The sequence below is a fragment of the Pseudomonas sp. R9.37 genome, assembly GCF_963878885.1.
Classification (GTDB): domain Bacteria; phylum Pseudomonadota; class Gammaproteobacteria; order Pseudomonadales; family Pseudomonadaceae; genus Aquipseudomonas.
Genome location: NZ_CAWNZA010000001.1, coordinates 32,708 through 53,366, shown reverse-complemented (window position 1 = coordinate 53,366; position 20,659 = coordinate 32,708). Strand labels below are relative to the sequence as shown.

16 protein-coding genes and 2 tRNA genes are annotated in these 20,659 nt (G+C 57.9%); 15 read left to right on the top strand and 3 right to left on the bottom strand.

Annotated features, from left to right (window positions below; genetic code table 11):
- Nucleotides 1–37: 37 nt before the first annotated feature.
- From ftsH to AACU78_RS00165, 15 genes are all read left to right on the top strand, one after another.
- Nucleotides 38–1,948, top strand: a complete 1,911-nt coding sequence (gene ftsH / locus AACU78_RS00235) for an ATP-dependent zinc metalloprotease FtsH (protein WP_106579257.1) — start codon at nucleotides 38–40, stop codon at nucleotides 1,946–1,948.
- An 8-nt stretch (nucleotides 1,949–1,956) separates the two neighbouring features.
- Nucleotides 1,957–2,808 carry a dihydropteroate synthase gene (gene folP, locus AACU78_RS00230; protein ID WP_106579256.1) on the top strand — a complete coding sequence of 284 codons (852 nt, stop codon included), beginning with the start codon at nucleotides 1,957–1,959 and terminating at the stop codon, nucleotides 2,806–2,808.
- A 16-nt stretch (nucleotides 2,809–2,824) separates the two neighbouring features.
- A complete protein-coding gene (gene glmM / locus AACU78_RS00225; protein WP_106579255.1) occupies nucleotides 2,825–4,162 on the top strand; it encodes a phosphoglucosamine mutase in 1,338 nt (445 codons plus the stop codon).
- 66 nt (nucleotides 4,163–4,228) lie between these two features.
- A complete protein-coding gene (gene tpiA / locus AACU78_RS00220) occupies nucleotides 4,229–4,984 on the top strand; it encodes a triose-phosphate isomerase (protein ID WP_003194193.1) in 756 nt (251 codons plus the stop codon).
- A gap of 4 nt (nucleotides 4,985–4,988) precedes the next feature.
- Entirely contained in the window at nucleotides 4,989–5,372 is a 384-nt protein-coding gene (gene secG / locus AACU78_RS00215) for a preprotein translocase subunit SecG (RefSeq protein WP_010206600.1), read from the top strand.
- A 22-nt stretch (nucleotides 5,373–5,394) separates the two neighbouring features.
- Nucleotides 5,395–5,480 (top strand) — tRNA-Leu (locus AACU78_RS00210).
- Between the two features lie 96 nt (nucleotides 5,481–5,576).
- Nucleotides 5,577–5,653: transfer RNA gene (locus tag AACU78_RS00205), tRNA-Met, on the top strand.
- A gap of 140 nt (nucleotides 5,654–5,793) precedes the next feature.
- Complete coding sequence (rimP, locus tag AACU78_RS00200) at nucleotides 5,794–6,252, top strand: ribosome maturation factor RimP (RefSeq protein ID WP_003235029.1); 459 nt, start codon at nucleotides 5,794–5,796, stop codon at nucleotides 6,250–6,252.
- Nucleotides 6,253–6,299: 47 nt separating this feature from the next.
- The gene (gene nusA, locus AACU78_RS00195) at nucleotides 6,300–7,781 is read left to right on the top strand and encodes a transcription termination factor NusA (RefSeq protein ID WP_008057419.1); all 1,482 of its coding nucleotides are present in this window, start codon (nucleotides 6,300–6,302) and stop codon (nucleotides 7,779–7,781) included.
- Nucleotides 7,782–7,808: 27 nt separating this feature from the next.
- Nucleotides 7,809–10,334 (top strand): translation initiation factor IF-2, encoded by a 2,526-nt coding sequence (gene infB / locus AACU78_RS00190; RefSeq protein WP_106579254.1) that lies wholly within the window; start codon nucleotides 7,809–7,811, stop codon nucleotides 10,332–10,334.
- Between the two features lie 159 nt (nucleotides 10,335–10,493).
- Nucleotides 10,494–10,889 (top strand): 30S ribosome-binding factor RbfA, encoded by a 396-nt coding sequence (gene rbfA, locus AACU78_RS00185; protein WP_016973761.1) that lies wholly within the window; start codon nucleotides 10,494–10,496, stop codon nucleotides 10,887–10,889.
- Between the two features lie 3 nt (nucleotides 10,890–10,892).
- Nucleotides 10,893–11,810 carry a tRNA pseudouridine(55) synthase TruB gene (gene truB, locus AACU78_RS00180; protein WP_106579253.1) on the top strand — a complete coding sequence of 306 codons (918 nt, stop codon included), beginning with the start codon at nucleotides 10,893–10,895 and terminating at the stop codon, nucleotides 11,808–11,810.
- Between the two features lie 115 nt (nucleotides 11,811–11,925).
- On the top strand, nucleotides 11,926–12,195 hold the full coding sequence (gene rpsO / locus AACU78_RS00175; RefSeq protein WP_003176135.1) for a 30S ribosomal protein S15: 270 nt from the start codon (nucleotides 11,926–11,928) through the stop codon (nucleotides 12,193–12,195).
- Between the two features lie 194 nt (nucleotides 12,196–12,389).
- The gene (gene pnp / locus AACU78_RS00170) at nucleotides 12,390–14,495 is read left to right on the top strand and encodes a polyribonucleotide nucleotidyltransferase (protein WP_106579252.1); all 2,106 of its coding nucleotides are present in this window, start codon (nucleotides 12,390–12,392) and stop codon (nucleotides 14,493–14,495) included.
- Nucleotides 14,496–14,788: 293 nt separating this feature from the next.
- Nucleotides 14,789–15,409 (top strand): BON domain-containing protein, encoded by a 621-nt coding sequence (locus tag AACU78_RS00165; RefSeq protein WP_106579251.1) that lies wholly within the window; start codon nucleotides 14,789–14,791, stop codon nucleotides 15,407–15,409.
- A gap of 287 nt (nucleotides 15,410–15,696) precedes the next feature.
- Here the strand turns inward: AACU78_RS00165 and AACU78_RS00160 are convergent, their stop codons facing one another.
- The 3 genes from AACU78_RS00160 to AACU78_RS00150 all read right to left on the bottom strand — a co-directional run bounded on the left by AACU78_RS00160 (nucleotide 15,697) and on the right by AACU78_RS00150 (nucleotide 20,658).
- Nucleotides 15,697–18,630, bottom strand: coding sequence for a DUF748 domain-containing protein (locus tag AACU78_RS00160; protein WP_106579250.1), 2,934 nt, complete (start codon nucleotides 18,628–18,630; stop codon nucleotides 15,697–15,699).
- 87 nt (nucleotides 18,631–18,717) lie between these two features.
- On the bottom strand, nucleotides 18,718–19,734 hold the full coding sequence (locus AACU78_RS00155; RefSeq protein ID WP_106579249.1) for a class I SAM-dependent rRNA methyltransferase: 1,017 nt from the start codon (nucleotides 19,732–19,734) through the stop codon (nucleotides 18,718–18,720).
- 54 nt (nucleotides 19,735–19,788) lie between these two features.
- Nucleotides 19,789–20,658: an oxygenase MpaB family protein gene (locus AACU78_RS00150; RefSeq protein WP_106579248.1), complete on the bottom strand. Its 870-nt coding sequence runs from the start codon at nucleotides 20,656–20,658 to the stop codon at nucleotides 19,789–19,791.
- Between the last annotated feature and the right edge of the window lies 1 nt (nucleotide 20,659).

Sequence of the window (20,659 nt, the reverse complement as noted above, 5' to 3'; positions counted from 1 at the left end):
AGCGGAGCTTGCTTCAGAGGGTAGTTAATTGAACGATATGGCAAAGAATCTGATCCTGTGGTTGATCATCGCGGCAGTCCTGGTGACGGTGATGAACAACTTCTCCAGCCCTAACGAGCCGCAGACCCTCAACTATTCCGACTTCATCCAGCAAGTTAAGGATGGCAAGGTCGAGCGCGTAGCGGTTGATGGCTATGTGATCACCGGCAAGCGCAACGATGGCGACAGCTTCAAGACCATTCGTCCGGCTATTCAGGACAACGGTCTGATTGGCGATTTGGTGGATAACCACGTAGTCGTCGAAGGCAAGCAGCCTGAGCAGCAGAGCATCTGGACTCAACTCCTGGTGGCCAGCTTCCCGATCCTGGTGATTATTGCTGTCTTTATGTTCTTCATGCGCCAGATGCAAGGCGGTGCGGGAGGCAAGGGCGGGCCGATGAGCTTCGGCAAGAGCAAGGCGCGCCTGCTCTCCGAGGATCAGGTGAAGACCACCCTGGCTGACGTTGCGGGTTGCGACGAAGCCAAGGAAGAAGTCGGTGAGTTGGTCGAGTTCCTGCGCGATCCGGGCAAGTTCCAACGCCTGGGTGGCCGTATTCCACGCGGCGTACTGATGGTTGGTCCTCCGGGTACCGGTAAAACCTTGCTCGCCAAGGCGATTGCCGGCGAAGCCAAAGTACCCTTCTTCACCATTTCCGGTTCTGACTTCGTCGAAATGTTTGTTGGTGTGGGTGCCAGCCGTGTTCGCGATATGTTCGAACAGGCCAAGAAGCACGCACCGTGCATCATCTTCATCGACGAAATCGACGCTGTTGGTCGCCATCGTGGTGCTGGCATGGGCGGCGGTCACGATGAGCGTGAGCAGACCCTCAACCAGTTACTGGTGGAGATGGACGGCTTCGAAATGAATGACGGCATCATCGTCATTGCTGCGACTAACCGCCCTGACGTATTGGACCCTGCGCTGCTGCGTCCAGGTCGTTTTGACCGTCAGGTGGTGGTTGGCCTGCCGGATATCCGCGGTCGCGAACAGATTCTGAAAGTGCACATGCGCAAAGTACCGATGGGCGACGATGTGGCGCCTGCCGTGATTGCTCGTGGCACGCCAGGTTTCTCCGGTGCAGACCTTGCCAACCTGGTGAACGAGGCTTCGTTGTTCGCTGCCCGTACCGGTAAGCGCATCGTTGAAATGAAAGAGTTCGAGCTGGCAAAAGACAAGATCATGATGGGCGCCGAGCGCAAATCCATGGTCATGTCTGAAAAAGAGAAGCAGAACACCGCTTATCACGAAGCCGGTCACGCCATTGTGGGTCGTGTTGTGCCTGAGCATGACCCGGTTTACAAAGTGTCGATCATCCCTCGTGGTCGCGCGCTGGGTGTCACCATGTTCCTGCCGGAAGAGGATCGTTACAGCCTCTCCAAGCGAGCGCTGATCAGCCAGATCTGCTCGCTGTACGGTGGCCGAATTGCTGAAGAAATGACCTTGGGCTTTGACGGTGTGACCACCGGTGCCTCCAACGACATCATGCGCGCCAGCCAGATTGCACGAAACATGGTGACCAAGTGGGGCTTGTCGGAAAAACTTGGTCCATTGATGTATGCCGAAGAAGATGGCGAAGTGTTCCTGGGGCGTGGCGGCGGCGGTCAAAGCGCCAGCTTCTCCGGTGAGACGGCCAAGCTGATCGACTCCGAGGTGCGCAGCATCATTGACCAGTGCTACGGCACTGCCAAGCAGATCCTGACTGACAACCGCGACAAGCTGGATGCAATGGCTGATGCGCTGATGAAGTACGAGACCATTGACGCCGACCAGATCGACGACATTATGGCCGGTCGTACGCCTCGTGAGCCTCGCGATTGGGAAGGCGGTTCAGGCACCTCTGGCACCCCGCCAGTGGTTCAGAACGAACGCCCTGAAACCCCGATCGGTGGCCCTGCGGCTGACCACTAAGGTTTGAAATGACTTCTGCGTCGTCCTCCACCCGGTTGCCTTGCGGCAACCGGGTTCTTGATTTGGCCCAGACACACGTCATGGGCATTCTTAATGTAACTCCTGATTCCTTTTCCGACGGCGGCCGTTTCAGTCAGCAGGACGCTGCGTTGCGTCACGCCGAGGCTATGGTGCTGGCGGGGGCAACGTTGATTGATGTTGGTGGCGAATCGACTCGCCCCGGAGCGCGTGTTGTTTCTCCCTTGGAGGAGCTGGAGCGGGTTGCACCGATAGTTGAGCGTATCGCCCGCGAGCTTGATGTGATCATCTCGGTTGATACATCCACGCCGGCAGTAATGCGTGAGACGGCGCGCCTGGGTGCGGGCCTGATCAACGATGTGCGCTCCCTACAGCGAGACGGAGCCCTGGATGCCGCGGCGGCAACCGGCCTGCCGGTGTGCCTGATGCATATGCTGGGAGAGCCCGGCAACATGCAGGACAGCCCGCATTACGACGACCTGGTGAGTGAAGTGAGTGGGTTTCTTGCTGAAAGGATCGCTCAGTGCGCCAAGGTGGGAATCGCTGCCGATAAGATCATCCTTGATCCCGGATTTGGCTTCGCCAAGACGCTTCAGCACAATTTGAGCCTCTTTAAACATATGGAAGCCCTGCACGCCCTTGGTCGGCCTTTGTTGGTCGGTGTTTCGCGCAAGAGCATGATAGGGCTGGCCTTGAACCGCCCGGTAGGCGAGCGGCTGTACGGCGGTCTGGCGCTTGCTGCGCTTGCCATGACCAAAGGCGCGCGAATTTTGCGCGTGCATGATGTCGCCGAGACAGTCGATGTGGTGCGTATGATTGCCGCTGTAGAATCAGCCGAATAAGAATGACGGAGCACTTATGACTAAAAAATATTTTGGCACCGACGGTATTCGCGGTCGGGTCGGTGAATTCCCGATTACTCCTGATTTCATGCTCAAGCTGGGCTGGGCGGCAGGCATGGCGTTCCGCAGCATGGGCGCTTGCCGGATTCTGGTGGGCAAGGACACCCGTATTTCGGGTTATATGTTCGAATCCGCGCTGGAGGCGGGTTTGTCCGCCGCCGGTGCTGATGTGATGCTGTTGGGGCCAATGCCGACGCCTGCGATCGCTTACCTGACGCGTACCTTTCACGCTGAAGCCGGTATCGTGATCAGTGCGTCGCACAATCCCCATGATGACAATGGCATCAAATTCTTCTCGGGCCAGGGCACCAAGTTGCCGGACGAGATCGAGTTGATGATTGAAGAGTTATTGGATGCACCGATGACGGTGGTTGAGTCCAGCAAGTTGGGCAAGGTCTCGCGTATCAACGACGCATCGGGCCGTTATATCGAATTTTGCAAGAGCAGCGTGCCGAGCAGTACCAATTTTGCCGGGTTGAAGATCGTTATCGACTGTGCCCACGGTGCAACCTATAAGGTGGCTCCAAGTGTATTCAAAGAGCTGGGTGCGGACGTGACGGTGCTGTCGGCGCAACCGAACGGCTTGAACATCAATGATAATTGCGGCTCTACCCACATGGGGCAGCTGCAGGCGGCCGTTCTGGCTGAGCATGCCGACCTGGGCATCGCCTTTGATGGCGATGGCGACCGCGTGTTGATGGTGGATCACACCGGTACCGTGGTTGATGGCGATGACCTGCTGTTTATCATTGCTCGCGACCTGCATGAGCGTAACAAGCTGCAAGGTGGTGTCGTCGGCACATTGATGAGCAATCTTGGGCTTGAGCTCGCTCTGGCTGAGCTGGGTATTCCGTTCGTACGCGCCAATGTCGGTGACCGGTATGTGATCGCCGAGCTGCTGGAGCGTAATTGGCAGGTGGGAGGTGAAAACTCCGGGCATGTTGTCTGCTTCCAGCACACCACTACGGGCGATGCCATCATTGCTGCTCTGCAAGTGTTGTTGTCGTTGCGTCGCCGTGAAGAGAGTCTCGCTCAGGCGCGACAGGCGCTGCGTAAGTGCCCGCAGGTTCTGCTCAATGTGCGTTTTGCCGGTGGCGAAAACCCGATTGAGCACCCAGCTGTCAAAGACGCGTGCGAGCGCGTGACCCTGGCAATGGCGGGGCGTGGACGGGTGCTGTTGCGCAAGTCCGGCACAGAGCCTCTGGTGCGCGTCATGGTCGAAGGCGAAGACGAAACACAGGTTCGTGGCCATGCCGAAGACCTGGCAAAACTGGTAACTGAAATTTGCGCCTGAATTCGGCTTGCCAGTGATGATGTGGTTGGGTAACATCTGCGCCCACTTTGACCGACGAGGTACAGCATGCGTCGCACTATGGTAGCTGGTAACTGGAAGATGCACGGTACCCGCGCCAGTGTCGCTGAGCTGATCAATGGCCTTCGTCACTTGGCCTTGCCTAGCGGTGTTGATGTTGCGGTTTTCCCGCCTTGCTTGCATATCAACCAGGTTGTTGATGGCTTGAAAGGTAAGTCGATTCAGGTCGGCGCGCAGAACTCTGCGGTGGAGCCCATGCAAGGTGCGTTGACCGGCGAGATTTCGCCGAGTCAGCTGGTAGATGCGGGTTGTTCCTATGTGCTTGTCGGGCACTCCGAGCGCCGTCAGATGATGGGCGAGCGTGATGGGACGCTCAATCGCAAGTTCGCAGCGGCACAGGCTTGTGGCTTGATTCCAGTGTTGTGCATAGGGGAGACCCTGGAGCAGCGTGAATCGGGCAAGACTCTTGAAGTTGTCTCGCGTCAGCTGGGCAGCATCATCGAGGAGCTGGGTGTTGGTGCGTTTGCAAAGGCAGTCATTGCTTACGAGCCGGTCTGGGCCATTGGCACCGGGCTGACTGCTACACCGCAACAGGCGCAGGATGTGCACGCAGCCATCCGCGCTCAGTTAGCGGCAGAGAATTCTGAAGTCGCGCAAGGTGTGCGGCTTCTATACGGCGGCAGCGTGAAGGCGGCCAATGCGGTCGAACTGTTCGGCATGCCGGATATCGATGGGGGGCTCATTGGTGGAGCTTCCCTGAATGCAGATGAGTTCGGTGCGATCTGTCGCGCCGCGGGAAACTGAAAAAATGCTGGAAACAGTCGTAGTCGTTTTTCATCTGTTGGCTGCCCTGGGCGTAGTTGCCCTGGTTTTGTTGCAACAGGGTAAAGGTGCGGATGCTGGTGCGTCTTTCGGTGCAGGTGCTTCAAATACTGTGTTCGGAAGCCAAGGTTCCTCTACCTTTCTTAGTAAGTTTACTGCTATACTTGCCGCCGGTTTCTTCATAACCAGCTTGGGGTTAGGTTACTTTGCTAAAGAGAAAGCTCACGTGCTGACTCAAGTAGGTCTCCCAAATCCAGCAGTGTTGGAAGTACCAAAAGCAAAACCGGCTTCTGATGATGTCCCGGTGCTTCAAGAGCAAAAGTCGGCTACTCCAGCGACTGACGTACCTCCAGCTCAAGAGCAGAAGTAAGAAGGGTTGTAAACGCTGTATTGCCGAGGTGGTGGAATTGGTAGACACGCAACCTTGAGGTGGTTGTGCCCATAGGGTGTAGGGGTTCGAGTCCCCTTCTCGGTACCAATTATCAGGAGAGCCCGCTGTTGCGGGCTTTCTTGTAGGTGGAAGGTTACATTGACCCTGTAAGGGATCGGTCGTATACTTCCGCCCCAGCTTTGTCGCGGGGTGGAGCAGTCTGGTAGCTCGTCGGGCTCATAACCCGAAGGTCGTCGGTTCAAATCCGGCCCCCGCAACCAGTTTTAGCGGAGCCCCTTTTAAGGGGCTTTTTGTTAGCTGGACACTTTCAACGCCGCTGTTCGACGGCGTTTCAAGGATGGGCGTTTCGCCCATTTTTTTATTTTGCACAGCATGCACATACATGCACGAGGGGGTTCAGGTGTCGAGCAAGCTAGAAGAGTTGCAGGCCTTGCTGGCCCCGGTGGTCGTGGCCCTAGGCTATGAATGCTGGGGTATTGAGTTTTCGGCTCAAGGTCGCCACTCAATGTTGCGCGTTTATATCGATAAAGAGGGCGGCGTGCTGGTGGACGATTGTGCCATTGTCAGCCGTCAGATCAGCGGTGTCCTGGATGTTGAAGATCCGATTTCCGTTGAATACACCCTCGAAGTTTCCTCGCCTGGCATGGAACGCCCACTGTTCACTATTGATCAGTTTGCAAAATTTGCCGGTGAACAAGTGAAGATCAAGCTGCGTTCTCCCTTTGAAGGGCGACGCAACTTTCAGGGCCTTCTGCGCGGTGTAGAAGAACAGGATGTCGTGGTGCAGGTAGAAGACCATGAATTCCTGTTGCCGATCGATATGATCGACAAGGCCAACATTATTCCCAGTTTTGACTGAGACGCGGATCCCGCGGATCCAATGGCTTGCGAAAGGCGAGGCGTACGATGAGCAAAGAAGTACTGCTGGTTGTTGAGTCGGTATCCAATGAAAAGGGCGTACCGGCAAACGTGATTTTTGAAGCGCTGGAGCTGGCCCTGGCCACTGCTACCAAAAAGCGTTTTGAAGACGAAGTTGATCTGCGTGTGGAAATCAACCGCCACACCGGTGCCTATGAGACTTTCCGTCGCTGGACGGTCGTCGAAGAAGCCGATCTTGATGATCCGGCCATCGAAACCTGGCCGAGCAAGGTTGCTGAAACGCACCCTGGCGCCAAGGTCGGTGATGTCGTCGAAGAAAAGATCGAGTCGATCGAATTCGGCCGTATTGCTGCACAGACCGCCAAGCAGGTCATCGTGCAGAAGGTTCGCGAAGCTGAGCGCGCTCAAGTCGTTGACGCTTATCGCGAGCGCCTGGGTGAAATCATCTCCGGTACCGTGAAAAAAGTTACCCGCGACAACGTGATCGTTGACCTGGGCAACAACGCTGAAGCGTTGCTGGCCCGCGAAGACATCATCTCTCGCGAAACCTTCCGTGTCGGCGTGCGTCTGCGTGCGCTGCTCAAGGAAATCCGCACCGAGAACCGCGGCCCTCAGTTGATCCTGTCGCGTACCGCGCCGGAAATGCTGATCGAGCTGTTCCGTATCGAAGTGCCGGAAATTGCCGAAGGCCTGATCGAAGTCATGGCTGCGTCCCGCGACCCGGGTTCGCGCGCCAAGATCGCGGTCCGCTCCAAGGACAAACGCATCGACCCGCAGGGCGCTTGCATTGGTATGCGCGGTTCGCGCGTCCAGGCAGTGTCGGGCGAGTTGGGCGGTGAGCGTGTGGACATCGTCCTGTGGGACGATAACCCGGCGCAGTTCGTAATTAACGCCATGTCGCCGGCTGAAGTGGCGGCAATTATCGTTGACGAAGATGCCCATGCAATGGACATCGCCGTTGGCGCAGATAATCTGGCTCAGGCCATTGGTCGTGGTGGTCAGAACGTGCGTCTGGCCAGCCAACTGACCGGCTGGACCCTGAACGTGATGACCGAATCGGACATCCAGGCTAAGCAGCAAGCTGAAACCGGTGACATCCTGCGCAACTTCATCGACGAGCTGGAAGTCGACGAAGACCTGGCGCAGGTGCTGGTAGATGAAGGCTTCACCAGCCTGGAAGAGATTGCCTACGTACCGTTGGAAGAAATGCTCAACATCGACGGCTTTGACGAAGACACCGTCAACGAGCTTCGCGCTCGGGCCAAGGATCGTTTGTTGACTAAAGCCATCGCTACTGAGGAAAAGCTGGCAGACGCCCATCCGGCCGAAGACCTGCTCTCGCTTGAGGGTATGGACAAGGATTTGGCGATGGAACTGGCGGTGCGCGGCGTAATTACCCGCGAAGACCTGGCCGAGCAGTCTATTGACGATCTGCTCGACATCGACGGCATTGACGATGATCGTGCCGGCAAGTTGATCATGGCCGCCCGAGCCCATTGGTTCGAGTAACTAGGCGCGGCCTGAGGAGAGAAGTGCATGACGCAAGTCACGGTGAAACAACTGGCCGATGAGGTCAAAACACCGGTAGAGCGCCTGTTGCAGCAGATGCGTGAGGCAGGTCTGCCGCACACCGCCGCCGATGAAGGTGTGAGCGACAGTGAGAAGCAGTCTTTGCTGACTCACTTGAAGAGCAGCCACAAGGCGAAAGTGGAAGAACCGCGCAAGATTACATTGCAGCGCAAAACCACCAGCACCCTGCGTGTTGCTGGTAGCAAGAGCATCAGCGTTGAAGTACGCAAGAAGAAAGTCTTCGTACAGCGCAGCCCGGAAGAAATCGAAGCCGAGCGCAAACGCGAACTGGATGAACGTCGCGCAGTAGAAAATGCTGCTCGTCAGAAGGCTGAAGAAGAAGCCAAGCGTCGCGCCGAAGAAGAAGCGCGCCGCCAGCCTGCTGCTGCGCAACCTGCTGGTACTGACGCGGTCGCCGCTCCTGTAGCGCCTGTTGAAGCTGTGCGTGAGGCTGCTCCGGTTGCCGCTGCACCTGCTCCTGCAGCAGACGCTCGCAAGCGCGACGAGCCTCGTCGTCCGGACAAGCCACGTGCCGACGATAACAATCGTCGCGGTGGTGGTGGCGATGGCGAGCGTAAAAACGCTCCACATCGTGCCTCGGTCAAAGAGAAAGCGCCTGCTCCACGCGTTGCCCCACGTACTACCGACGAAGAAAGCGATGGCTTCCGTCGTGGTGGTCGCGGCAAGGCCAAGCTGAAAAAGCGCAACGCCCACGGTTTCCAGAGCCCAACCGGCCCTGTCGTGCGTGATGTGCAGATCGGCGAGACCATCACGGTTGGCGATCTCGCCAATCAGATGTCGGTCAAGGCTGCTGAAATCATCAAGTTCATGTTCAAACTGGGTACTCCAGCGACCATCAACCAGGTACTGGACCAGGAAACTGCCCAACTGGTTGCTGAAGAGCTGGGCCACAAAGTGACCCTGGTCAGCGACACCGCCCTGGAAGATTCCCTGGCCGAGTCCCTGAAGTTTGAAGGTGAGTCGTTCTCCCGTGCGCCAGTTGTGACCGTAATGGGCCACGTTGACCACGGTAAGACCTCGCTGCTCGACTACATCCGTCGTGCCAAGGTAGCTGCTGGCGAAGCCGGCGGTATCACCCAGCACATCGGTGCATACCACGTTGAAACTGAACGCGGCATGGTCACTTTCCTCGACACCCCTGGTCACGCCGCGTTTACCGCAATGCGTGCCCGTGGTGCCAAGGCGACTGACATCGTGATTCTGGTGGTTGCAGCGGACGACGGCGTGATGCCGCAGACCATTGAAGCTGTCCAGCACGCCAAGGCCGCTGGTGTTCCACTGGTTGTTGCCGTGAACAAAATCGACAAGCCGGGCGCCGATCTCGATCGCATCCGTAGCGAGCTGTCGGTTCACGGCGTGACGTCCGAAGAGTGGGGCGGTGATACGCCGTTCGTTTCGGTCTCGGCAAAAGTCGGTACCGGTGTAGACGAACTGCTCGAAGCGGTCCTGCTGCAAGCTGAAGTACTCGAATTGAAAGCAACGCCATCGGCCCCGGGTCGCGGTGTTGTGGTTGAATCGCGTCTCGACAAAGGTCGTGGCCCGGTTGCAACCGTTCTGGTTCAAGACGGTACGCTGCGCCAAGGCGACATGGTGCTGGTCGGTTCGAACTACGGCCGTGTACGTGCCATGCTCGACGAGAACGGCAAGCCAATCAAGGAAGCCGGTCCTTCCATCCCTGTCGAGATTCTCGGCCTGGACGGTACCCCGGACGCTGGCGACGAGATGAGCGTAGTAGCCGACGAGAAGAAAGCCCGTGAAGTGGCTCTGTTCCGTCAAGGCAAGTTCCGCGAAGTCAAACTGGCCCGTGCTCACGCCGGCAAGCTGGAAAACATCTTCGAAAACATGGGCCAGGCAGAGAAGAAGACGCTTAACATCGTCCTCAAATCTGACGTCCGTGGTTCCCTCGAAGCGTTGAACGGCGCCTTGAACGGCCTGGGTAACGACGAAGTGCAAGTGCGCGTTGTCGGTGGCGGTGTCGGTGGTATCACCGAGTCCGACGCCAACCTGGCACTGGCTTCCAACGCTGTACTGTTCGGCTTCAACGTGCGTGCCGATGCTGGCGCTCGCAAGATCGTCGAGCAGGAAGGCCTGGACATGCGTTACTACAACGTCATCTACGACATCATCGAAGACGTCAAGAAAGCCCTTACCGGTATGCTTGGCAGCGACGTTCGGGAGAATATCCTGGGTGTTGCCGAGGTGCGTGACGTGTTCCGCTCGCCGAAATTCGGCGCGATCGCCGGTTGCATGGTTATCGAAGGTGTTGTGCACCGTAACCGTCCAATCCGTGTACTGCGTGAAGACATCGTTATCTTCGAAGGCGAGCTGGAATCCCTGCGCCGCTTCAAGGATGACGCTTCCGAAGTGCGTGCCGGCATGGAATGCGGTATCGGCGTCAAGAGCTACAACGACGTCAAAGCTGGCGACAAGATCGAAGTCTACGAGAAGGTTCAGGTTGCTCGCAGCCTCTAACTCGCGCACTTCCGGAGCCACGCGACGCGTGGGCATGCAGATGCCCCGCGCAGCGTACGGACTCTAAACGCAACGCCCGGTCTGGCTTTTGTCAGGCCGGGCGTTTGCCGCTTTCAGACCCCACGGGTTTCACCGTGTGGCAGTAACAGGTAACAAGACATGGCAAAAGAATACAGCCGTACCCAGCGTATCGGCGATCAGATGCAGCGCGAGCTGGCCCAACTGATCCGTCGCGAAGTCAAAGACCCACGCGTTGGCCTGGTCACCATCACCGCCGTTGAAGTGAGCCGCGACGTAGGTCACGCGAAGATCTTCATCACCGTGATGGGCCAGGACAGCAGCGAAGAAATCGCGCAAAGCATCAAGGTGCTCAACTCGGCTGCAGGTTTCCTGCGCATGCAGTTGGCCCGCGAAATGAAGCTGCGCAGCGTGCCTCAGTTGCACTTCCACTACGACGAAAGCGTCGTGCGTGGTGCGCACCTGTCGGCGCTGATCGAGCGCGCCGTGGCTGAAGACAGCCAGCACCCGTCCACACCTGAAGACGCCAAGGAGTAAGCGGTGGCTCAGGTCAAACGTATCCGTCGCAACGTCAGCGGCATCATTCTGCTCGACAAGCCCATTGGCTTTACCTCCAATGCTGCCTTGCAGAAAGTTCGCTGGCTGCTCAATGCCGAGAAGGCCGGGCACACCGGCAGTCTCGACCCCCTGGCCACCGGCGTGCTGCCGTTGTGCTTTGGTGAGGCGACCAAGTTCTCGCAATACCTGCTCGATTCCGACAAGGGTTACGAAACACTGATGCAACTGGGCAAGACCACCACCACGGCCGATGCCGAGGGTGATGTTCTGCAGGTTCGCGACGTGACCGTTGGTCGTGCTGATATTGAAGCTGCTTTACCCGGTTTTCGTGGGCAAATCAGTCAGATACCGCCGATGTACTCGGCCCTCAAGCGTGATGGCCAGCCTCTGTACAAGCTGGCACGTGCGGGCGAAGTAGTGGAGCGCGAACCGCGTTCTGTTACTATTGCGCGCTTGGAATTGCTCGCCCATGAAGGCGACACTGCCCGCTTGGCCGTGGACTGCAGCAAAGGCACCTATATCCGTACCCTGGTGGAAGATATTGGTGAAAAGCTCGGTTGCGGCGCGTACGTTGCAGAATTGCGACGCACCCAGGCCGGTCCTTTCAGTCTGGCCCAGACGGTCACGCTGGAAGAGTTGGAAGCGGTACATGCCGAAGGCGGCAATGAAGCAGTTGATCGCTTCCTGATGCCATCGGACAGCGGTTTGCTGGATTGGCCATTGCTGCACTTCTCGGAGCACAGCGCGTTCTACTGGCTCAACGGCCAACCGGTACGTGCCCCGGATGCTCCGAAGTTCGGTATGGTGCGGGTACAGGATCATAACGGTCGCTTCATCGGTATCGGTGAAGTGAGCGAAGACGGGCGCATCGCGCCGCGTCGACTGATTCGGTCAGAATGACCGAACGAGTGTGGCTGTTAACAGGCACGGTCAACACTCATTTTTAGATACAGGGATTTGTCCCTGGCCTGTTGAGATCACCCTTTGGGTGGTTTCCTGAAAAAAGGATTGCCTCATGGCTCTCGACGTTCAAGAAAAAGCACAAATCGTAGCTGACTATCAGCAAGCTGTTGGTGACACTGGTTCGCCAGAAGTGCAAGTTGCACTGCTGACCCACAACATCAACAAGCTGCAAGGTCACTTCAAGGCCAACGGTAAAGATCACCACTCCCGTCGTGGTCTGATCCGCATGGTAAACCAGCGCCGTAAGCTGCTGGACTACCTGAAAGGCAAGGATCTGGGTCGTTATCAGGCTCTGATCGGTCGCCTGGGTCTGCGTCGCTAATCAGCGATTGCGCTAGAGGTTGGTTGTCTGCCGTGTGTCAGTGGGATTCCCGCTGGCCCATGGCAGGCTCCCAGCCTCAAGTTTTATCTGGATACACGTTTTACCCTGGACGAGCGTCGGGCCGATTCCCGGCATTGCCCAAGAATTTCGCAAGAAGACAAGTTCCCCAAGAGCCACAAAGAAGGTAGGACACCGTGAACCCGGTTATCAAAAAATTCCAGTTCGGTCAGTCGACCGTTACCCTCGAGACAGGCCGTATCGCCCGTCAAGCCTCCGGCGCAGTGCTGGTCACCGTTGACGACGACGTCACCGTATTGGTGACCGTTGTTGGCGCCAAGACCGCTGACCCAAGCAAAGGCTTCTTCCCTCTTTCTGTTCACTACCAGGAAAAGACTTACGCTGCCGGTAAGATCCCTGGCGGTTTCTTCAAGCGCGAAGGCCGTCCTTCCGAAAAAGAAACCCTGACTTCCCGACTGATCGACCGTCCGATCCGTCCACTGTTCCCAGAAGGCTTCATGAACGAAGTGCAGGTTGTCTGCACCGTCGTTTCCACCAGCAAGAAGACCGATCCGGACATCGCTGCGATGATCGGTACTTCGGCTGCCCTGGCCATCTCCGGTATTCCTTTTGATGGTCCGATCGGCGCAGCTCGCGTTGCTTTCCATGAAAGCACCGGCTACCTGCTGAACCCGACTTACGAACAACAGAAAGCGTCGAGCCTGGACATGGTCGTTGCCGGTACGTCGGAAGCCGTGTTGATGGTTGAATCGGAAGCCAAAGAGCTGACCGAAGACCAGATGCTGGGCGCGGTACTGTTTGCTCACGACGAGTTCCAGGTTGTGATCAACGCTGTTAAAGAACTGGCCGCCGAAGCTGCCAAGCCGACTTGGACCTGGGCTCCACAAGCCGAAGCGACTGAACTGCTGGGTGCTATCCGCTCCGACTTCGGCGCTGCGATCTCCGACGCCTACACCATCACCGTCAAGGCCGACCGCTACGCTCGCCTGGGCGAGCTGAAGGAACAGGTTGTGGCCAAGCTGTCCGGCGAAGAAGGCCAGCCTTCTTCCAGCGACGTCAAAGCTGCCTTCGGTGAAATCGAATACCGCACCGTTCGCGAAAACATCGTTAACGGCAAGCCGCGTATCGATGGTCGCGACACGCGCACCGTACGTCCGCTGAACATCGAAGTCGGCGTTCTGCCGAAGACCCATGGTTCGGCCTTGTTCACCCGTGGTGAAACTCAGGCTCTGGTAGTTGCAACGCTGGGTACTGCCCGTGACGCACAGCTGCTGGACACCCTGGAAGGCGAGAAAAAAGACCCGTTCATGCTGCACTACAACTTCCCTCCGTTCTCGGTAGGTGAGTGTGGTCGCATGGGTGGTGCTGGTCGTCGCGAAATCGGTCACGGCCGTCTGGCCCGTCGTTCGATTGCAGCCATGCTGCCTGCTGCCGACGTGTTCCCGTACACCATCCGTGTGGTGTCGGAAATCACCGAGTCCAACGGTTCCAGCTCCATGGCTTCGGTCTGCGGTGCTTCCCTGGCGCTGATGGACGCTGGTGTGCCGATGAAGGCACCGGTTGCCGGTATCGCCATGGGCCTGGTTAAAGAAGGCGAGAAGTTCGCCATCCTGACCGACATCCTGGGCGACGAAGACCACCTGGGCGACATGGACTTCAAAGTAGCCGGTACCGCTAAAGGTGTTACCGCGCTGCAGATGGACATCAAGATCAAGGGCATCACCGAAGAGATCATGGAAATCGCTCTGGGCCAAGCCCTGGAAGCGCGCCTGAACATCCTCGGCCAGATGAACCAGATCATTGGTCAGTCGCGCACCGAGCTGTCGGAAAATGCTCCGACCATGATCGCGATGAAAATCGACACCGACAAAATCCGTGATGTTATCGGTAAAGGCGGCGCGACCATTCGTGCGATCTGTGAAGAGACCAAGGCTTCGATCGACATCGAAGACGACGGCTCGATCAAGATCTTCGGCGAAACCAAAGAAGCTGCAGAAGCTGCACGTCAGCGCGTTCTGGGTATCACCGCAGAAGCCGAGATCGGCAAGATCTACGTCGGTAAAGTTGAACGCATCGTCGACTTCGGCGCATTCGTCAACATCCTGCCGGGCAAAGACGGTCTGGTTCACATCTCCATGCTGAGCGACGCTCGTGTTGAGAAAGTGACCGACATTCTCAAAGAAGGTCAGGAAGTGGAAGTGCTGGTACTGGACGTGGACAACCGCGGCCGTATCAAGTTGTCCATCAAGGACGTAGCAGCAGCCAAGGCTTCGGGCGTTTAATTACCTAGGTCTCACGCTGAAAAAAGGACTCTTCGGAGTCCTTTTTTTATGCGCGTGGGAAAATGCCGATAAATCAGATGCTTAGTAAATTCCAAAAGCCGCAACTTGCATGCAAGGACGGTCTGCTTCATGCAAGTTGCACGATTCCGAAAATTGGCTATTTCTATAAGCCATTGTTTTATAAGGATTTAATTCGAAAGCGTAACTTGGCACACTGCCTGCAATAACCCTGTTAACGCTGCAGCATCAAGGTTTACCCACTGCAGACTTTCAATAAAACAGGAGTTACTCGTATGAAGAAGTTCGCTCTCGCTACTGCTACCGCTCTGACCCTGGCCATGGGTGCTAACGTGGCCTTTGCTCAGACTTCCCAAGCTCCAATGACCATGGCCGCTGGCGAAGTGACCAAAGCCAAAGAATCCACTTCGGATACTTGGATCACCACCAAAGTCAAAGCTGACCTGCTGACCGAGAAAGGCATTCCTGGTTCGGACATCAAGGTTGAAACCAACAAAGGTGTGGTTTCCCTGTCGTCGACCGTAGCGATCTCTGATTCGCAGAAAGCCACTGCAGTAGCAATCACCAAGCGCATTAAAGGTGTGACCGCTGTATCTGCTGACGGCCTGCTGGCAGGCGGCGCAACTAAAGCCGACAACCTCGACAAAACCAAAGGCGCAGCAGCTGACGCCAAGGGCGCCACTTCCGATACCTGGATCACCACCAAAGTAAAAGCTGACCTGGTAACCGAGAAAGGCATTCCTGGCACCGACATCAAAGTCGAAACCAACAAAGGCGTAGTGTCTCTGTCCTCTTCGGTCGCAGTGACTGAAGCACAGAAAACCACCGCGGTGAATATCGCCAAGAAAATCAAAGGCGTTAAAGCTGTATCGGCCGATGGCCTGAAAGCAGAGTAACGCTCCACTGTTCGTCTGAACTGAATGGCGGCGGCTTAGGGTGAGTTAGATATCCACCCAAGGCACCTCTGGAGTTCATGCGACCGACCACACGGATGTGGTCATTACAGGCCCCGGCACTTGTGTCGGGGCCTGTTCTATTCTGGGCAGAAAAAACCCAAGTCGATCACACACAAATGTGGGAGCTGGCTTGCCCGCGATAGCATCACCTCGATTCAACTGAATGACCGAGGTGTGTGCATCGCAGGCCAGCCAGCTCCCACGTTTGGATGGGTGTCGCTCAGGTGTTACTCAGCATCCAGATGCATTGGGGTTACCACCCGGCCATCCTTTTCCGCCTGCCCCAGGTTGGCATCAATGAAGTACACCCGGTCATCTTCCAGCTGGCCCTTGTCCACCAGGTAGTCCTTGATGGCACTGGCTCGGTCTTGCCCCAGTTGACGCAGCAGTACATCACTGGCGCCCCAGAACTTGATCAGCCCGTCACGCAGCTTCGCGGTGCGTTCATCGCTGCTCAAGTCTTTCCACTCGGCCGGCGGTTGCTGTTTCAGGCGGGTGCGGTAGATGCCTTCCAGCAATGGCGCTTTTTCCTTCTCGGGTACGACCAGCAGCGAAGCCTGGGCCGGAACCTTATCGCCACGGCGCTGCAGTATCTTGTAGTAGTTGTACTGATATTCACGTTCCAGTCGCTCGGCAGCGAGCAAGGGGCCGTCACTGCTGGCAGCCGCCGTGCCTTCGATTTCAAGACGCAGGGTAGGGCGCTCTTTGAGTGCCTTGGCCAGGGTGTCCAGCGCGCTTTGAGCGTTTTTGTTCAACTCGCTGGAGCCTGGGGCGAACGACACATTGCCCAAGTCTTCCGAGCCTCCGCCCGTCACCAGCCCACCGATGAACTTGAACGGCGCCGTCGCCGCGCGCACCACCAGGTTACGCAGGGTTTGCCAGACAATCGGCATCACACTGAATTGCGGGTTGTTCAGGTCGCCGGTGACCGGCAGTTCGATGGAGATCTTGCCGTCGGAGTCCTTGAGCAGGGCAATGGCCAGGCGAATCGGCAAATCCACGGCGTCGGCGCTGTCGACTTTCTCACCCAGTTGCAGTTGCTCAACCACCACTTTGTTTTCAGCCTTCAATTGGCCTTTGGTGATCACATAATGCAGGTCCAGGTTAAGCCTGCCCTTGCGGATGCGGAAACCGGCGAACTTGCCGGAATACGGCGTCAACGTGGTCAATTCGACACGTTTGAAGCTGGTGGCGATATCCAGCGCCGCCATCGGATCAAACGGGTTCACGCTGCCTTTGATGGTCACTGGCGCATAGCGATCCACCTTGCCCTTGATGTCGACGCTGGCCGGTTTGGCTTGGCGACTGTCAATGGTGCCGATCTGCCCGTTGAGCTGTTGAATGGCCGTGGCAAAGTTGGGCGTGAGGCTGAAGTCGGCAAAGTTGGCCGAGCCGTCATTGATCGCGATCTGCCCTATATGGATACCCAGCGGCTTATCTTTGCTGGCCGCCGGCTTGGCTGCCGATTTGGCGCCACTGTCGGCCGGCTGCGGGATCAACAGGTCATCGATGTTGGTGGTGCGGTCATCATTGATCATGAAGCGCGCGTACGGTTGCAGCAGGTTGACCTTGTCGATCGACAGGCTGTCGCCGTGTTGATAATTGACACCTTCGAGCACCAGGCGCTGCCATTTTAGGAAGTCGCGGGTCTTGAGCGTGTCCAGGGTGTGCAATTGGTCGACCTGGGCGCGGCCGGTGACCTGAAGCGCCAAGGGCTCGGTGCTCTTGAGGTTCACATCCAGGTTGCTGCCCAACATACCGCTGCGCAGTTCCAGTCGAATGAACGGGCTGATATAAGACTGAGCAACCCGCAGGTCGATGTCCTGGGTATTCACTTTGAGTTTGGCGCTGACCGGGTTGAGATTGACCTCGCCGGTTGCCTGAATCTTGCCTTGCTTACCCAGGCCGGAGTCGACCTTCAAGGTAAACGGGCTTTGGTTCAGGCTGTCGAAGTTCCGCACATCGACGTTCAAGGGCCCCAGTTCCAGCGCTACCGCAGGTTTGGCCTGACGGTCGGCCAGGTGCACCTGATAGTTACGCAGCTGTACATCCTTGAGCAGTACCTGCCAGGGCTTGCTAGGCGCGGCCGGTTCAGCCTTTGGCGAGTCGGCCGTCGCCGGCGCAGTGGCGGGCTCGGGCGCCTTGGCCGGTTTGCTCGGTTGGCTGGCGAACAGTTTTTGCCAGTCCAATTGCCCATCGGCTTCGCGGGCGGCCCAGGTTTCCAGCTTGTTGCTGCGAATCTTGCCGACCACCACGTGCTGCTTGGCCAGGTCCACCGTGGTGTCACTGACGTCCAAGCGTTCCAGGCGCACCAATGGGCGGCCATCGGGCGCCTTGATAGCAAACGGCGCAATGCTGGCGGCCGTGTTGGTCAGGTTCAGTTCGGTTTCTTTGGCGAGGCTGAATGTGTAGTGGGTGCTGAAATTCAGCACACCGTCTTCCAGCACAAGCGGCACGGCGTCACGGACATACGGCCACCAGGCTTTCATCTTGCCGTCGGTGACTTTCAGCGTGCCCTCGGACGTGATCGGTACCAGGCTGAAGTTGCCTTTCCAGTCGATCTGCCCACCCTCGGGGCCGGCGGCCACCAGCGTCATGTCGGCGTTGTCTTCCGGCAAGGTGCTGAGGTTTTTCAGTTCAAAGTCGAGTTTGTCGTAGAGGAATTCGATCGGTTCGCTGGGACGCAGGTCTTGAAAATGCACATAGCCGCCCGCCAGCTTGATGCTGTCGATGCGCAGCGGGAACGGCTTGGCGTTCGGGTCGGCCGGAGTCGGCTCGCTCGGCGGCAGCTTGAACAACTGCGCCAGGTTCAGCTGGCCGGATTTGTTGAACAGCAGCTCAGTCTTGGGTTGGTCGAGTTGCACATCGGCCAGGTGCAGGGCACGAGTCCAGAGGCTGTCGATCTGCAGGTTGGCGTAGAGACGCTCGAAACCCACTTGCTCCTTGCCCGGTTCACCGATTTTCAAGCCCCAGGCTGTCACTTCCAGGCTGAACGGATTGAGTTCGATACGCTCGATGCGTGCCGGCACCGTGGCGTAATGGGCCAGCTGTTGATTGGCAATACGAAGGGCGATGCCCGGCAGAATCAGAAAACCCAGCAAGCTGTACAGAGCCAGGGCGGTCAACAAGGCGCCAGCGGCGCGGATCAATCCTTTGGGCATGAGTGACGCCATCTATGTCGAACAGGAGTGCCTTGGAGTATGGCACGGGATTTCGGTTCCGAAGCACCGGGCCTCTTGGGAAAAGTACTACAGCTGCAGGATGAGGGTTTTCAACGGTGGCTGCTGGTCCTGGGAAGGGAAGTCGGCGCCCGGCGTCATGATTTGCCAATCGCGTACCGGGCGACCGGCTTTCTCAGCGCAGCGCAGCACCTGTTCGCGCCAGTCATCCATGCTGACTTTCGCCAAGTTGTTGCAGCAGATCAGCACGCCATTGTCGGCCGTCGCGAGCAGCGCAGGCTTGAGCAGGCTCTGGTAGTCACGCAACAGGTCAACGGTGCCGAAGGCGCTCTTGGCCCATGCCGGTGGGTCGAGCAATACCAGGTCATATTGGCGCTGCTCGAGGCGGGGATAGCTCGGCAGTTTCTGCCCGCGACGTTGAGTGATCGGCAAGCCCGCCAGTTGGCGAATCGCCGGGAAGTAGTCGGACTGCACGAATTCCATGGTTGGCAATTGCGGGTTGAGCAGACCGTTTTCGCGACCGACCGCCAGGTTACCCTCGGCGAAGTCCAGGTTGCACACCTCACGCGCACCACCAGCCGCCGCGCTCAGGCCGACGCCGCAGGTGTAGGCGAACAGGTTGAGCACGTTCTTGCCGGCGCTGTGCGCCTTGACCCAGCCGCGGGTGTTGCGCAGGTCCAGGAACAGCAACGGGTCTTGCCCGGCGTGGCGCCCACGCACGCGATAATTGAGGCCCCATTCGTGGCCAACCAGGTCTACCAGCGCGGCAGGCTCGGCGCGGTACACCGTGTCTTCACGGTCAATGCGCGAGTTGCCACGGGAGCGGTCGTTGTAGACCAGCAGCAATTCCAGGCCCATGAACTGGTTGATCAGTTGGTGCAGGTCCAAGAGGTCAGCTGTTTCCAGGGATTGGTGGAAACTCTGCACCAGCAACTGTGGGCCGTAACGGTCGATAGTCAGGCCGCCGGCGCCTTCCTGGCTGCCATGAAACAAGCGGTAGCAGTCAGTGCCTTGGGCATGCAACTCGTTGATCAGGTCTTGGCGATAATCGAGGGCGGCGCGCAGCGCCTGATTCAAGGGAGTCATAGAGCGCGCCTTGCTGTAAATGGGGCGCGGAGTTTAACAGCTATAGGCGCCGGCCTACATCAACCCCATCCGCCGATGGGCACGCTGCACCGAGCCATTGCGCATCGCCCAGCGCAGCAACGGCGCACTGCGCTTGACCCCGGCGCGGACCATTTGCCGTTGCAGCGGGCTTTGGTGTTGCCCGAGCAGGCTGCTTGCCCAGTCCGGCAGCAAGTCGATCCCCGCCTGCATCATCAGCGCGCCAAAAGGTTTGGCCAGCGTGCTGGGGGACGGTGCATTGAGCAGCAGACGCAACACTTCGCGGCTGCGCTCGTCGCACAGCAGTTGCGGACGAATGCGTGCCAGGTAATCCGAAATTTCCTGCCGTGAACGCGGAACATGCCGCGCGCCCAAGCGTTCGGCCACCAACGCAATTTCACTGTAGTAGCGGTCCTGATCCCGACCCGAAAGGCGCGGGTTGCAGTAACGCAGGTGGGCCGCGAGGAAGTTGCTGACCTCCGCCACATGCACCCACGTCAGCAGCGCCGGATCACTGGCCGCGTAAGGTCGCCCGTCCGGGGCATGCCCCGTCACTTGCAGGTGAATGGTGCGCACTTTTTCGATCAGCCATTCGGCGTCTTTGCGCGAGCCGAACGTGGTGCCGGAAATGAACTGCGAGGTGCGCCGTAAGCGCCCGAGCATGTCCTGGCGAAAATTCGAGTGGTCCCACACACCCGCCAGTGCCAGCGGGTGCAAGGCTTGCAGCATCAAGGCGCTGATGCCACCAATCAACATGCTGCTGAAATCGCCATGGACCTGCCAACTGACCGAGTCCGGCCCGAACAGGCCTGGATCGCCCTTGGGGTTTTCCAGATCCAGCTGGCCCAGCGACAGGCCGGTGAGGCTCATCAACTGGGTTTCGATACGGTTGCGGATAAATTCCATG

Excerpts from the sequence above, each read along its gene's own strand:
- AACU78_RS00160 (WP_106579250.1), bottom strand. The coding sequence starts at position 18,630 with ATGCCCAAAGGATTGATCCGCGCCGCTGGCGCCTTGTTGACCGCCCTG.
- rbfA (WP_016973761.1), top strand. The coding sequence starts at position 10,494 with ATGGCAAAAGAATACAGCCGTACCCAGCGTATCGGCGATCAGATGCAG.
- AACU78_RS00165 (WP_106579251.1), top strand. The coding sequence starts at position 14,789 with ATGAAGAAGTTCGCTCTCGCTACTGCTACCGCTCTGACCCTGGCCATG.
- nusA (WP_008057419.1), top strand. The coding sequence starts at position 6,300 with ATGAGCAAAGAAGTACTGCTGGTTGTTGAGTCGGTATCCAATGAAAAG.
- secG (WP_010206600.1), top strand. The coding sequence starts at position 4,989 with ATGCTGGAAACAGTCGTAGTCGTTTTTCATCTGTTGGCTGCCCTGGGC.
- AACU78_RS00155 (WP_106579249.1), bottom strand. The coding sequence starts at position 19,734 with ATGACTCCCTTGAATCAGGCGCTGCGCGCCGCCCTCGATTATCGCCAA.
- rpsO (WP_003176135.1), top strand. The coding sequence starts at position 11,926 with ATGGCTCTCGACGTTCAAGAAAAAGCACAAATCGTAGCTGACTATCAG.
- glmM (WP_106579255.1), top strand. The coding sequence starts at position 2,825 with ATGACTAAAAAATATTTTGGCACCGACGGTATTCGCGGTCGGGTCGGT.
- infB (WP_106579254.1), top strand. The coding sequence starts at position 7,809 with ATGACGCAAGTCACGGTGAAACAACTGGCCGATGAGGTCAAAACACCG.
- AACU78_RS00150 (WP_106579248.1), bottom strand. The coding sequence starts at position 20,658 with ATGGAATTTATCCGCAACCGTATCGAAACCCAGTTGATGAGCCTCACC.
- ftsH (WP_106579257.1), top strand. The coding sequence starts at position 38 with ATGGCAAAGAATCTGATCCTGTGGTTGATCATCGCGGCAGTCCTGGTG.
- tpiA (WP_003194193.1), top strand. The coding sequence starts at position 4,229 with ATGCGTCGCACTATGGTAGCTGGTAACTGGAAGATGCACGGTACCCGC.
- folP (WP_106579256.1), top strand. The coding sequence starts at position 1,957 with ATGACTTCTGCGTCGTCCTCCACCCGGTTGCCTTGCGGCAACCGGGTT.